13 protein-coding genes and 1 pseudogene are annotated in these 13,584 nt (G+C 39.5%); 8 read left to right on the plus strand and 6 right to left on the minus strand.

Annotated features, from left to right (window positions below; all coding sequences use genetic code 11):
* Positions 1 to 173: 173 nt before the first annotated feature.
* The 4 genes from tsaE to hfq all read left to right on the plus strand — a co-directional run bounded on the left by tsaE (position 174) and on the right by hfq (position 4,190).
* A complete protein-coding gene (tsaE, locus tag J4G44_RS07905) occupies positions 174 to 650 on the plus strand; it encodes a tRNA (adenosine(37)-N6)-threonylcarbamoyltransferase complex ATPase subunit type 1 TsaE (protein ID WP_004976844.1) in 477 nt (158 codons plus the stop codon).
* The gene (gene mutL / locus J4G44_RS07910) at positions 643 to 2,625 is read left to right on the plus strand and encodes a DNA mismatch repair endonuclease MutL (protein WP_154320806.1); all 1,983 of its coding nucleotides are present in this window, start codon (positions 643 to 645) and stop codon (positions 2,623 to 2,625) included. Before tsaE ends, mutL begins: the two co-directional genes overlap by 8 nt.
* Before the next feature lie 6 nt (positions 2,626 to 2,631).
* Positions 2,632 to 3,576, plus strand: coding sequence for a tRNA (adenosine(37)-N6)-dimethylallyltransferase MiaA (miaA, locus tag J4G44_RS07915; RefSeq protein WP_207973556.1), 945 nt, complete (start codon positions 2,632 to 2,634; stop codon positions 3,574 to 3,576).
* 92 nt (positions 3,577 to 3,668) lie between these two features.
* Positions 3,669 to 4,190 (plus strand): RNA chaperone Hfq, encoded by a 522-nt coding sequence (gene hfq, locus J4G44_RS07920; RefSeq protein WP_180159077.1) that lies wholly within the window; start codon positions 3,669 to 3,671, stop codon positions 4,188 to 4,190.
* Between the two features lie 294 nt (positions 4,191 to 4,484).
* Here the strand turns inward: hfq and J4G44_RS07925 are convergent, their stop codons facing one another.
* Together J4G44_RS07925 and J4G44_RS07930 are read right to left on the minus strand one after the other, a co-directional pair.
* Complete coding sequence (locus J4G44_RS07925; RefSeq protein WP_207973557.1) at positions 4,485 to 5,252, minus strand: hypothetical protein; 768 nt, start codon at positions 5,250 to 5,252, stop codon at positions 4,485 to 4,487.
* A gap of 80 nt (positions 5,253 to 5,332) precedes the next feature.
* A protein-coding gene (locus J4G44_RS07930) for an IS3-like element ISAba20 family transposase (RefSeq protein ID WP_085945815.1) occupies positions 5,333 to 6,408 on the minus strand; the annotation gives its coding sequence in 2 pieces (ribosomal slippage) (positions 5,333 to 6,156 and positions 6,156 to 6,408; 1,077 coding nt in all).
* Positions 6,409 to 6,479: 71 nt separating this feature from the next.
* Here J4G44_RS07930 and J4G44_RS07935 point away from each other — a divergent pair.
* A pseudogene (locus J4G44_RS07935) lies at positions 6,480 to 6,548 on the plus strand (helix-turn-helix domain-containing protein); the annotation flags it as partial.
* A 16-nt stretch (positions 6,549 to 6,564) separates the two neighbouring features.
* Positions 6,565 to 7,104: an IS630 family transposase gene (locus J4G44_RS07940; protein ID WP_141730351.1), complete on the plus strand. Its 540-nt coding sequence runs from the start codon at positions 6,565 to 6,567 to the stop codon at positions 7,102 to 7,104.
* Here J4G44_RS07940 and J4G44_RS07945 read toward each other — a convergent pair.
* Both J4G44_RS07945 and J4G44_RS07950 read right to left on the minus strand, forming a co-directional pair.
* A complete protein-coding gene (locus J4G44_RS07945) occupies positions 7,101 to 7,484 on the minus strand; it encodes a hypothetical protein (RefSeq protein ID WP_207973558.1) in 384 nt (127 codons plus the stop codon). The genes J4G44_RS07940 and J4G44_RS07945 overlap by 4 nt on opposite strands.
* A gap of 88 nt (positions 7,485 to 7,572) precedes the next feature.
* A complete protein-coding gene (locus J4G44_RS07950; RefSeq protein ID WP_131261492.1) occupies positions 7,573 to 7,968 on the minus strand; it encodes a hypothetical protein in 396 nt (131 codons plus the stop codon).
* A gap of 257 nt (positions 7,969 to 8,225) precedes the next feature.
* Between J4G44_RS07950 and J4G44_RS07955 the strand changes: the two genes are divergently transcribed.
* Together J4G44_RS07955 and J4G44_RS07960 are read left to right on the plus strand one after the other, a co-directional pair.
* A complete protein-coding gene (locus tag J4G44_RS07955; protein WP_178867737.1) occupies positions 8,226 to 9,038 on the plus strand; it encodes a DUF6502 family protein in 813 nt (270 codons plus the stop codon).
* Positions 9,016 to 9,669, plus strand: coding sequence for a hypothetical protein (locus J4G44_RS07960; protein ID WP_207973559.1), 654 nt, complete (start codon positions 9,016 to 9,018; stop codon positions 9,667 to 9,669). Before J4G44_RS07955 ends, J4G44_RS07960 begins: the two co-directional genes overlap by 23 nt.
* A gap of 113 nt (positions 9,670 to 9,782) precedes the next feature.
* Here the strand turns inward: J4G44_RS07960 and J4G44_RS07965 are convergent, their stop codons facing one another.
* Positions 9,783 to 11,084 carry a peptidylprolyl isomerase gene (locus J4G44_RS07965; protein ID WP_179988723.1) on the minus strand — a complete coding sequence of 434 codons (1,302 nt, stop codon included), beginning with the start codon at positions 11,082 to 11,084 and terminating at the stop codon, positions 9,783 to 9,785.
* Positions 11,084 to 13,528, minus strand: coding sequence for an LPS-assembly protein LptD (locus J4G44_RS07970; RefSeq protein ID WP_207973560.1), 2,445 nt, complete (start codon positions 13,526 to 13,528; stop codon positions 11,084 to 11,086). Before J4G44_RS07970 ends, J4G44_RS07965 begins: the two co-directional genes overlap by 1 nt.
* Positions 13,529 to 13,584 lie beyond the last annotated feature (56 nt).

The following is a 13,584-nucleotide window of genomic DNA, read 5'->3' on the forward strand; positions in this document are numbered from 1 at the left end:
ATATTGAAAATAGCCTAAGCAGTTTGGGTGCTAAGCTTAATAATCTTGATTCATTGCCTTGTCTAAACTTGTTATAAATTGTCCACATTTACACAGTTTTATCCATCAGTACATAGGCTTTAAAGCAGTGCGATGCTATCATAATTGGTCTTTTGAATCATGTCGTGAGCGTTATGCAGTATTCATTTAATTTGGCTTTAAATAATGAGCAAGATACCCAAAATCTGGCGCAGGTTTTGGCAACGCATTTTCGGTCGGGTGTGATTTATTTAATTGGTGATTTAGGCGCAGGAAAAACCACTTTATCGCGTTATTTTCTACAGCATTTGGGGCATCAGGGCGCGGTTAAAAGCCCGACTTACACCTTGGTGGAACCTTATCAAATACAAGGACAAGATATTTTTCATTTTGATTTATATCGTTTAAATGATCCTTATGAATTAGAGCTGATGGGCATTCGTGATTATTTAGAAACCCCAAATGCCTTGTTTTTATTTGAATGGCCATCAAAAGGTGGCGATGAAATTCCGCCCGCAGACTTGATCATTGAAATTAAAAAATCGGAAGATGAATTAAGCCGTACAGCAATGCTAAGTTCGTCTTCGGCTGCATTACAACAAGCTTTGGAGCAACAATTTAATCATGCCTAATGATGTGTTAAATCTACGTCGGATCCACACGCTTGAACCTGCCTTAGCCAACCAAATTGCTGCGGGTGAGGTAATTGAGCGTCCTGCCTCTGTGGTCAAAGAGTTACTAGAAAACTCCATTGATGCAGGTGCAACCGAGCTGATTATTCGTGTGGCACAAGGCGGCAGTACACTCATTGAAATTATTGATAATGGTCGTGGCATTCATGCCGAAGACTTGCCTTTGGCGGTGACTCGTCACGCGACCAGTAAAATTCAAACGGCCGATGATTTACATGCCATTGTCAGTTTAGGCTTTCGTGGAGAAGCACTGGCATCAATTGCAGCAGTATCGCGTTTGACTTTGGTCAGCAGCCAAACTGAAGATGGTGTTGGTTATCAGGTTGAAGTCAATGGCACTGCCTTTGACCATCAAGATATTCAGGCCGTTGCTGCACAAAAAGGCACACATATTCGGGTGCAGGATTTATTTTTTAATGTGCCTGCACGACGTAAATTCCTGAAAAAAGCAGGTACAGAATTTGGACATATTGAAGAAATTGTCCGTCGTTTGGCGCTGACACATTTTGATATTCGTTTTGTTTTGGAACACAACGACAGCATTAAACTGAATTTACCCATTGCAGACAGTGGCGAATTGCGTTTTCAGCGCGTGCAGCAACTTTTAGGACGAAACTTTGTCGAAAATGCCTATTGGATTGATGCTGATAGTGTCACCATGCGCTTATCGGGTTGGTTGGGGCATCCTTCCGATGCACGTTCACAAGCCGATTTACAGTATGTGTATGTGAATGGACGTATTGTAAAAGACAAGACCATCTCCCATGCTTTGCGTATGGCATACGAAGGTATTTTGCATGGACATCAACATGCTGCATATTTGCTATTTTTAGAAGTAGAACCTGAAAATATTGATGTCAATGTGCATCCGACCAAGCATGAAATTCGCTTTTTAAATCAGCGAGAAGTTCATGAGTTTGTAAGACATTACGCCAAAGAAACCTTAGCTCAATTTCAAACTGCAACTGCAGATTTAGCTACAGCCATGAAAGCCGATCCTATCGAACAAGCTGCGCCTTATGTGGTGCAACCGCGTTATCAGGAACAATTTTTACTGCACAAACATGCCGAGGCAAATCCTTACAATTCCGCTGACGATGCAGTAGATGCGTACACGATGCAGCCCGCTTCACAAGCGGGAAGTGAGTTACTTACCGATTTTAATCAGAGTCAGCCGCAGACAGTTCAATATAACCGACCTGTGCAGAGTAATTATCAAGGTTCGCAACAGCTCAACAATGCTTTAAAAAGCTATCTCGCGCCTTTACGTGATCTAGATCAAGACTCAGCCAATCTTACGCAAACAAACACAACACCTGCGGTGGATGAGCATCCGCTCGGCATTGCAATTGCGCAATTGCATGGTATTTACATTCTGGCGCAAAACAGTGAAGGCTTGATTATTGTAGATATGCATGCCGCCCATGAACGAATTGTGTTGCAACAGATGAAAGCCGCTTGGGATAAACCTGAGTTTTGGACTTCGCAGCAATTGCTGATCCCCAAAGTTATCAGCATTAGCCGCATGCAAGCCATGCGGGTGGATGATTTAAAAGAACAATTGGCACGACTGGGCTTGGAAATAGACCAATATGGCGATGAACAGGTCATTGTGCGCGGTGTGCCCGCGATTTTGCATAAGGCAGATTTTGCCGAATTAATTCCTGAATTACTTGATGATTTAGACCCAAATGATGAAGCGCAGGCGTTACTGCAAAAGCGTGATCATATTTTGGCGGGAATGGCATGTCATAGTGCAGTACGTGCACATCGGATGTTAAGTCTTTCTGAAATGAATGCCTTATTGCGTCAAATGGAACAAACCGAATTTGCTAGCCAATGTAATCATGGTCGCCCGACTTGGCGTGCCTTTCCATTGGCACAACTAGATAAACTTTTTGCTCGAGGAGAGTAGCGTTACATGTCAAATCAATTGCCGGTCATCAATTTAATGGGACCAACTGCAAGCGGTAAAACTGCTTTGGCATGTGAGCTGTATGAAATGGGGCATTTTGAGCTGATTTCAGTCGATTCTGCGCTAGTTTATCGAGATATGGATATTGGTACAGCCAAACCAACTAAAGCGGAACAGGCGCGTTATCCGCATCATTTGATTGATATTATCAGCCCGCTTGAAGTTTATTCTGCTGCACAGTTTGTGGAAGATGCTTGTGCCTTAATTGATGATATGCACGCGCGTGGCAAAACCCCAATTTTAGTGGGTGGAACCATGCTGTATTTTAAAGCTTTGCTTGAAGGACTATCTTCCAATTTACCCAGTGCCAATTACCAAGTACGTGCTGAAATTGAAGATAAAGCCGCGCGTGAAGGTTGGGAGGCTGTATATGCAGAATTATGTGCGGTAGATGCATTGGCGGGACAAAAGTTTAAAGTGTCCGATAAGCAACGTATTATTCGTGCTTTGGAAGTTTATAAATTAACAGGCACACCAATTACCCAACTGCAAGCAGAACAACCTAAAAATGTACCATATCGTTACACTTTTCATAACCACGCCTTAGTGCCTGATCGGGTAGAATTACATCAGCGTATTGAAAAACGCTTAGAGATCATGTGGGAAATGGGTTTTTTGAATGAGGTGCGACATCTTATTGAAAATTACGATTTAGATGCTAATTTACCCTCTATGCGTTCAGTTGGCTATCGTCAAGCTTTAGAGTTTTTGCAAAACGGTGATGAAAGTCGCGAAAAAATGCAGGAAATGGAGGATAAGGCGCTATTCGCGACACGACAACTCGCGAAACGTCAATATACTTGGCTCAGATCGTTGCAAGAATCGCATAAATTTCACACATATTTTACGATAAAGCAGGCTCAAGAAGACTTGCGAAACTGTTACGGATAAAGCAAAATTTACCTACTGTCTTTTTTATAATTTTTAATTGAAAAATAGAGATAGTTTTTGCGCTGATTTTTAATTATTTTTGGAGTTATAACATGTCTAAAGGTCAAACTTTACAAGATCCGTTCTTAAATTCTCTCCGTAAAGAACGTATTCCTGTTTCTATCTTCCTTGTGAACGGTATCAAGCTACAAGGTCATATTGAATCTTTTGACCAATATGTTGTTTTATTGAAAAACACGGTAAGCCAAATGGTTTACAAACATGCAATTTCTACAGTTGTTCCTGCACGTAATCCACGTCCAGCGGGTGCACCAGCAGGCGGTCAAGGCGCAGGCTTTGGTGGTCAAGGCGCAGGCTTCGGTGGTCAAGGTGGTGGCTTCGGTGGTCAAGGCGGCTTCGGTGCTCAAGGTGGTGGCTTTGGCGGTCAAGGTGGCTTCGGTGGTCAAGGTGGTGGCTTCGGTAGTCAAGGTGGCGGCTTCGGCGGTCAAGGCGCAGGTTTTGGTGGTCAAGGTGGCGGCTTTGGCGGTCAAGGTGGCTTCGGTGGTCAGTCTGCAAGCGGTTTTGACAACGATTCTAAATTTGAAGAATCTCAAGAAGACGACAACAATCGTTAATTGATATTCTGAAAAAAAGCCTCTCATTTTGAGAGGCTTTTTTTATGTCTTACTCTTTTTCTGGTCAATTTACATACTCTGATTTATAAGCTTAAGTGTAAGCGTGTGCTGAACCTCATACCTATTTTTTGATTTTGGTCGGGTTGCCACTGATTTGGCAGGGTAATCCTCCCATAAATAAGTGCCCACTAAAATTTAAGTGGACACTATTGGGGCATTGCATTTTAGCGAAAGTGGGGGTTCACTGGATGCTTACTGCTTATAGTCTCTTTATGCAATCGTGCCCATCTAAAATTATTCAATTATTTGAAAATCATTGAGATCTGCCTGAATAGATTTTGGATTATTTGCGTATACAAATTCTGCATTTGTATACAACCAGCCTATTTGACCTTGCTGATTAAAGCGTTTATTCAAATATTTAAGGATAGGAGTATTTGAGAAAATCTCTTCTGAAAATACTTTAAATTCTCCTACATCTAGCTCTTCACTATCTTTCATAAATAATAAGCCATTTTTTTTAGTGGCAGATATATCTAAAGAGCGACTAACTAAACGATACCCATCCTTAGCCTGAGCATTTATCATACTTTGCAATGCTAAAGCACGTTCAAGTCTTGTACTCTCTGTTGGATAATCTTTGTATCGATATGTGTAGGTACCATTATGTTTACTACTATTTATACAAGTTACTATCTTAGGTTGATTTTCTTTATTATCTAAAATTTCTACATGATTTCCTGTAAAGTATTGTTTAAATTGAATAATGCGACAACCTTCTTGACCTAATTTATTAAGTACATTTATTAATTGATTAGTGTCAACAAGTGGGGAAAGATAACCACTATCATAAGTGTATGATGCATTATCATTTTCATTTTTTAAAAAATAGTCTTTAAAATTTAAGTCAGTAGAAGGCCTTACAGAATGAAGAAATTGGTATCCAGATTTTCCATTCTCATTAAGATTACTTAACCATGAAAAATAGATATTGCTAATAGAGCTTGCAGTTCGATCAGACACAATAGCAGAGTAGCGAGTATTCTGATTAGCTAACTTCATATAGCTATTTACAGTTTGATTTCCATAGGTAATACCCCCATTTTTAATTGAATTAATGGGTAGAAAATCTAAAGCCCTTGTTATTGTTTAAAAATAGGTGGACAACCATTTACTGACATATGAGGTCGTTCATGATTATAAAAGTACTGCCAGTCAGTTGTATAGTCCTGCACCTCGCTCAGATCTCGAAATAAATATTGATTTAGACACTCATAACGTACTGTACGATTAAATCGCTCAACATATGCATTTTGCTGTGGATTGCCTGGTTGAGTAAATACATGCTCAATACCATGCTGATCACACCACTTTTCCATCAGCTCACTTATATACTCTGGGCCATTGTCGGTTCTAATGCGTTTAGGTTTACCTCGCCATTCAATGAGCTGATCAAGTCCTCTCAGCACACGTTCTGCTGGCAACGAAAAGTCAATCAATATATCCAATGACTCGCGATTATAGTCATCAATCACGTTGTGAACTCGATAACTACGTCCATCACTGAGTTGATCATACATAAAGTCCATTGACCATGATTCATTCTTAGCTGTCGGTACTGCAAGGGTTTCAGGCTGTTCTCGTTTAATCCGCTTATTAGGCTTGATTCTTAAATTAAGCTCAAGCTCCTTATAAATGCGATAGACACGTTTGTGGTTCCATTTGTATTTTTTAACATTACGCAAATACAGGAAACAAAGCTTGAAGCCCCATGTTTTATGATCATTGGTTAATTGAATCAACCATTCGGCAATCTGTTGATTCTCTTCATCTAAACGAGCTTTATAGCGATAACACGTTTGACTGACTTTAAAAATTAAGCAGGCCATGCTGATTGAAATCTTAAATTGCTCAGTAGCTTGCTGAGCAAGTGACTTTCGCTGAACAGGCCTTAAAACTTTTTTAAAAGTGCATCTTGCAAGATGTCTGACTTTAGCCGCTCATCAGCATACATGCGTTTTAAACGGGCATTTTCAGCCTCAAGTTCTTTAAGCCGCGTCATCATTGAAAGATCCATGCCGCCATATTTGGACTTCCACTTGTAGAATGTAGCAGAGCTCATACCATGTTCGCGGCACAAGTTCGGTATGGGTGTTCCTGCTTCAGCTTGCTTCAAGATACTCATGATCAAGCTGTCTGAATACTTAGATGTTTTCATAGAAAATCTCCTTAAATCAAGGTTATTCGATTTTCTACTTTTAAACTCAATTATTTTTAGGGGGGATTACCCGTGATTCAGGTATGGTCTTCAAGCGTACCCGTCATAGCTTGAAAAAAAAGAGATCCGATTGCATTTGAACAAGCAACACAGCAGATTGAAAAATTACGAGAGCAAGCGGCACGTGGTGAAATTATATTAGGTTATGTTGATGAAACAGGGTTTTCATCTACACCTGATAACCGCTATGCGTGGACAAAGATAGGTGATGTTCATGCGGTTGATGCAATAAGATTAAAACGAGTTAATGTCATGGGGTGTTTGCTTTCAACGGGGAAACTGGTGACAAGTTGTTTACAAGAGTCAGTTACAAGCACTTGGTTTTATGCCTATTTAACTGGAATAGCTCAACAAGTAAAACAGACTTATAACCTTCCATTGGTTCTTATTGTTGATAATGCCTCGATTCATAGAAGTAAAAAGATGGCTGATTACAGAGAGCTACTTAAAAGTAACTTTTCGACGAATTTGTATTTTATTCCAGCTTATAGCCCTGAGTTAAATCGAATCGAGATGGTATGGAAGCAGATGAAATATTATTGGCGAGATTTTCAAGTCATGACAGCTGATAAAATAGAGCAATGGGTGGAGAGAGTATCAAACCAATTCGGAAAAGAATACATGTTTACTTTTTAATGACAGCTTATTAGATCTCCAAGTAATTGATAACGCTTGCTAACCAATTCACCTCCACACATTTTTAATGAAGGATTATATAGAGAATATTGAACACCTTCATTACTGGCTTCTACTGAATTATTCCCAGTTTTAGTAATTTCAATCTGAGCTAAATTACAATCAGAAATACCTAAGTTAGATGAGCCTTGAATCCACTCTCCAGCCAATTTATCCGCTACTGTTGTTGGTGTTGGTGTTGGTGTTGGTGTTGGTGTTGGTGTTGGTGTTGGTGTTGGTGTTGGTGTTTGTGTATTGGAATTATCTGAGCTGTCACTGTTACAACCAACCAAAGCAGTAATTATTACAGTCACAAAGCCACTTTTAATTATCTTGTTCATAATAAGCTACTCACTAGAAATATTTTTCACAGAGATAGCCATCAAAATTCTGATAGCTATGTTATCACTATCGCCCCTATTTTAAGAATTAATGAATTAAATGAGACTCTACCCATCCATTTCCATATTCTGTTGTTACTTCGATTAATCCATTTGAGCTGACATTACCTGCATAAATAATGTCAGAATTTTTAGAAAGCTTAGTTTTTACTTTGCTTGATTTATTAGACGTTTCATAAAGCGGTAAGTTGTTTAGTTTTGGGGTTAATTTTTGTCCTATAGTACGTTCAATATCTTTAGATGTTTCATCATTACCACGAAACTTAGTCATTTCTTTGGCTGTACCTGCTACTTCTTTGGTCGTTTCGTTAATTTGACTTAAGGTTCCTCTTAGATCTCTTAAACTGTCTGCAAAGCCAGCATAAGAAGACGTTGAACTAGCATAAATGGTAAACAGAAGAATCAGGGGTGAAATTTTCATCATACTTACTCCTTAACGATGATTATTTAAATTGAATACTTTGTTTAGGAATGCGAAAAATTCGCATTTTTATGATAGAATATTTAATTAACAGTTGTAAATAGATGAACGTTAAATAGTAAAAAATTAAAAAGTGATATAGTGAGAGCCAGGTTGTGAGTATTTTTATTTCACAAGATATGAAAATTCATCTGATATAATTTGTAAGAGACTAAAAATAGTGAGAAAATTTCAATTGTAATTCTATTGCTGTTGGTGTAATGACTAAACTTCCTACTAATGATGCTGAGTTTAATTTAAAGCAAGTGCTTGCACTCATGGATTATCTTAGCCAATGGTTAATTCGTTCTGGTGTTGGATATACAGAATTTTCAGCTGCTTTAAAACCAATTTTTTATCAACAGGCTCTTCAAGAATTAGAAAGGATTGATCAAAAGCCTACTATTTCTGCTATTAGTTTATTATCTGGTCTACACCGTAAGGATGTCAGTGCATATAAAGAGACAAAGCTGGCGGGTAAGCCTTTGACTGAAGCAAATATCTCTGAACCAATTAGTGTTCCTTCTCGGGTTATAGGTTTGTGGTTAGCAGAAGGCTGGGGAGAATGTTTACCATTCAGTAGTGATGAAGAAAATAATTTCGAAATTCTGGTAAAAAAAGTATCTACTGAACGCCATCCTAGGTCTGTGTTAAATGAGTTGATCCGATTAGGCATAGTACTTGAAAAAGAGGGTAATATTTTCTTGCAAAAAGGACAGTTTATTCCTGATCCTTCTTTACAAGAAGCTCGTAAAATTTTGATTAAAAATTTACAATCCCATCTGGCTGCAGGTTTACATAATTTATTTGAAAATAATCAGACAAACTTTTTAGAACAAGCTGTGTGTGCGGATGGCTTAACAGAAGCATCTGTTCAGTTTTTACGTGATCAAAGTCTAAAATTGTGGCACGAATATTCACTACAACTACTCAAGCTAGCTTCTGAAAAATGTACAGAGGATGAAGGCAAGCTAGATGCTTCTAAAACTTTTATATTTGGGGTTTATCAACATGACCGTGAAGAAAATGGTTAAGCTATTTTGCTTTAATGTTTTATTTTTAACAATGATTGGTTGCGGACAGGATTTTAGTGTAGGGGGAGCTAGTTTACAAGGTACAGGTAATGGGCTTCCACCTCCACCTGGTCTTGGGAATGCTAACGACAGCAATAGTGATGATGTCTTTAAACAGGATCAATATACGTTAAGACTATCTGGGGCTGCAACTGATTTGTGTGGTCTAGTCGTTCGTGAAATTCAATTTTTGGATTTATATCAAAAAACAGATTTACGTAAAGATGCTTCGTATGATCTAAAAGTTGATAAAGATAAAGGTACTCCTATAGAGATTAAATTATCTTTTCTTAATAATTATTCGGATAAAGTGATATTAGAATATCCTGATTGCAATGTGCCTTTAGATTTTTATAATACTGAAACAAAAGATCAATTATTTCCTGAGATGCAGTGTTCCATTATTAAAAAAGTTGAATTAATGCCAGATGAAGAGCGTATTTTTCAGCTTAAATACAAGTTATTTGAACCTGTAAAAGGAGTATGGCAGTTAAATAATCAAGTCAAAATTACTATCCCATCTGAGCCAGAAGAAGAGTGTGGAGAATTGCAGCTACCATTGGAACTAATAGAAAATAAAAACTTTTCTTGATGAAAGTCGAACGGATGAGGACATAAGTTTGAGCAGATACCCTTGCAAATAAAAAAACCAGTGCGGTGGCACTGGTTTTGATTGTGATCTAAAGCTCTAAAAGCTATATGCGCTTAGGAGTTCTTTTTACGATCTAGGCTTGGGTCTTTGATTTCTACAAAAGCATTGTTGCGTGTTTCACGTAACCAACTGTCCAATTCAGTATCAAACTGGCGTTCACCTAGTATTTGACGTGCCATACGTTCTTGGTATTCACGAGTCATATCTTGCTGGCGTGTATCGGTCACTTGCAGTACATGCCAACCAAACTGGGTTTGGAATGGTGCGCTAATTTCACCTTTTGCAGTATTTTTCATTTGATTTTCAAATTCTGGCACCATCACGCCAGGATTCACCCAGCCTAGACTGCCGCCATCACGTGCAGAGCCAGCGTCATTAGAGAACGTCGCTGCTAAGGTTGCAAAGTCTTCACCCGCTTTTAAACGGTTGTGAATACTGTCAATCATGTGTTTCGCATTTTCAGGGCTTACGACTTCACTTGGCTGAATCAAGATATGTCGAGTTTGATATTGTGGAACTAGTGCACGTTGCTCAGTACTTTTGCGCTCCAGTAATTTTACGACATGAATACCATCACGGACTTCAATCAGTTCACTGGTTTGCCCCACATCTAATGGCGTAATACGTGCAGCAAGTTCCGCGGGAATATCGGTCAAGTTACGTAAACCCATGTCTGCAGACTGAACGGTTACACCATTGCCTGTATATTTTTTACTAATGGCTTGAATGTCATTGTTCTGCGCCAATTCAGCTTTGACTTGTTGCGCAACTTGTGCGGCATTTTCTGCTCCAGAAACACGCACATGCAAAATATGTACTTGATTGCCTAAGGCAGCCTGACCTTGTGGTGTTTTCAGGAAATTATCAACATCTTGGTCGCTAATTTGAATACGTGACATTACGACTTGCTGACGTAAGCGATTCATTGCCAAATCTTCAGCAATACGGTTACGTAAAAACGCATAACTGCCTGGTGCAGATTTATCTAATTTTTGCTGAAAAGTTTCTAGGCTGTTTGCGCCATTTTGCTGTGCAACTTTTAAAACTGCTTCATTTAAAGATTTTTCATCAGCTTTAATGTTGTAGCGTTTGACTTGCTCTAATTGCGCTTGGCGTACAATCAGTTGTTCTAAAGCTTGTTGTTCTAAAATGTGTTGTGGTGGAACAGGGCGCTTTTGCATCTCAAGTTGTTGTTTGAGTTCAACCACGCTTTGCGCTAAATCACTTTTTAAAATGACACTATTGTCAACTACAGCCACAATTTGATCATTCGCAGCAAATGCAGGCAGCGCTGCTGTCATGCAAAGTGCTAAGGTTGATGCTTTTAAAAATCGTTTTAACTGTTCTGTTTTCATTAACGTTGTGTCCAAGATTGATTAATTTTATTAAAACCTAAAATACGGTTTTCAAGTAAAGATGCAAGTTTATTATTGAAACTGCCTAAACCTTTTAAATTTAACTCTGCCATAATGGCACGTTTGGGTTTAACGCCCGCATCCGTCACATCATCCAAGTCGTTATAGTAAGAGCGTCCATAGACTGAAATGCCCCAACAGCAAGATTCATAATTCACCCCTAGCAAATATTCACGGGCGACGCTATGGTCTAGGTCGTATTGCGCATGACCTAAAATACGCCAGTTGTTGTGAATCGGCTGAATAAACGATGCCACAACTTGATCATAATGATCTTGACGGTTTGGAATAACACGACGGTTAATATAACCAAAGCTATATAAGTTGCCTTGATCACCCGTGTAAAGCATATTGACACTGCGCTGTGCATTGTCGCCATTTGACATCCATGCAGCATTGGCACCCACACTGAGGTTTTGACTTAGCTGACTGGTTAAGCTCACAATTGGCCCAGTACGGTTTTCCGTATTAAATTCGTCTTCGGTATTATCCAGCGTGACACGACGATCTTCAAAGTAAAAACTTTGACCAATTCCTGCTCTAAGGCGTTCCAAACCAATTTCATCAAATAGGCTATAGTTTAAACCCAAAGACAAAAAGTTGTTGTCTTCTAAACGGTCATGACCATAGAAACGGTTTGGACTGAACAACTGGTCATAATTAATCGAAGCTGTTGCAGAGTCAAAGTTTGGGTGGTCGTTTTGATTGCGGTACGGTGCATAGGCATAGAACGCGCGCGGGGTAATGGTTTGCAAGAAGCGACCATCTTTTTCAAAGGTAATCCCTGTGTCTAAAGTGAATTGCGGAACAGTAACCGACTCACTTTTAGAAGATTTATACGTGTCTGTACTTAGAGTTTCTTTATCATATAAGGTGTTGATGTTGCGTAACGATACTTCTGGAATCACAAATGACCACGGGTTACGGTAGTTGTAACGCACTGCAAAGTCATTATAAATACGCGTACCACTTGGTTCCCCATCTTGCGCAGCTAGATCTTTTTGGAAGTAAGCCGTGTCGTTATTAAATTCGACTTGGAAGCCTTGAGGATTACCTGTTTTATAGTTCAATAAAAATTGTGGTAGGCGTGCATAAGGGCGATCTACAGATGGAATCGTCTTATCCAGGGTTTGGAAATCCTCAACTTTGAGCTGTGCTTTTAAACCCGGTATACCGTTACGATAATTCAACTCCCAAGCACGACGTAAATTCAGGTCGGTTTTAGAGTTCGGGTTGTTATTTAAATCGGCAAAGTAGTCTTTGTCCGATGCATAGTTATATTCCAGGTTGGTTGAAAATTGCTCGTTAATTTGCCAGCCGTGTAAAAAATGTAGATCTTTACGGTCTTGATCAACATATTTGGCATCCGATGCTAAATAACCGCCCCAAATTTTACCTGAACCAAAATTTTCAGTTAAATAACGGAATTCACCTTCTAGCATCGCGCCACGATCGGCAATATAACGCGGGCTAACGGTTGCATCAAAATTCGGTGCAAGGTTTAAATACACAGGCACAGACAGCTCGACACCACCATCATTGGTAAAGCCAAAACTAGGCGTCAAAATACCTGTGGTACGGCGGTCATCAATTGGGAAATTGAAGTAGGGTACAGCTAAAACTGGTACATTTTTCACATACAATTTGGTGCCGCGTGTTTCACCGCGTCCCGTTTCCTGATTCAGCTTAATTTCATTGGCTTGAATTTTCCAGGTTGGCGCTTGCTCGGGTGGGCAGGTGCTGTAGGTGGCGTTATTGAGTACCATGGTATTGGTTGAGGTGCGTGCAATTTTTTCTGCCATGCCATGCGCATGCTGTTTTTCAGCAATATAAAAACTGTTATTTAAATCGCCTTGCTGAGTTTTAAGGTTGTAGTTAATTTCATCACTTTGCGCAAGTAAACCAGCTTGTGCCATTTGTACACGACCTTCGGCTTTGGCAAAGGTTTGGGTTTGATCAATGGTAATTTTATCGGCGCGAATTTGACGGCCTTGCTGGTCAATCAGGACATTGCCTTCCAAGACGGAATCGCCATTTGGGTCATAGTGACCATAATCGGCAGTAACGGTAGAGGTCGCTTCTGCAGCATCTACGGCAACGGTGCTTGAGCTGATTGGCGTTAGCCATGCACCTTCACAATAGGCAGAACTTTGAGTGTGCCCAAATTGTTGTTGTGCTTCAGGTGCAGCTTTATCAACATAATATTGCTCAAAGAACTGCTGCCCAGGATAAGCTTCCTGAATGGTGTGTTTAAGCTGCTGGTTATTGAGATTTGTGACAGATGAAGTCTGATCTGTGGTCTGCGCATAGCTGGAAACAGAGTGACCACATAACAGAGTTAAGACCGCAGTCGCTAAAGGATTAAATTTAAACTGATGCTTCATTTATCTCATCAACCAAGAATGCTTAATCGCAATTAATTATTGTCGCATCATAGAGA

It is taken from the genome of Acinetobacter towneri (assembly GCF_017498585.1).
Lineage (GTDB): Bacteria > Pseudomonadota > Gammaproteobacteria > Pseudomonadales > Moraxellaceae > Acinetobacter > Acinetobacter towneri.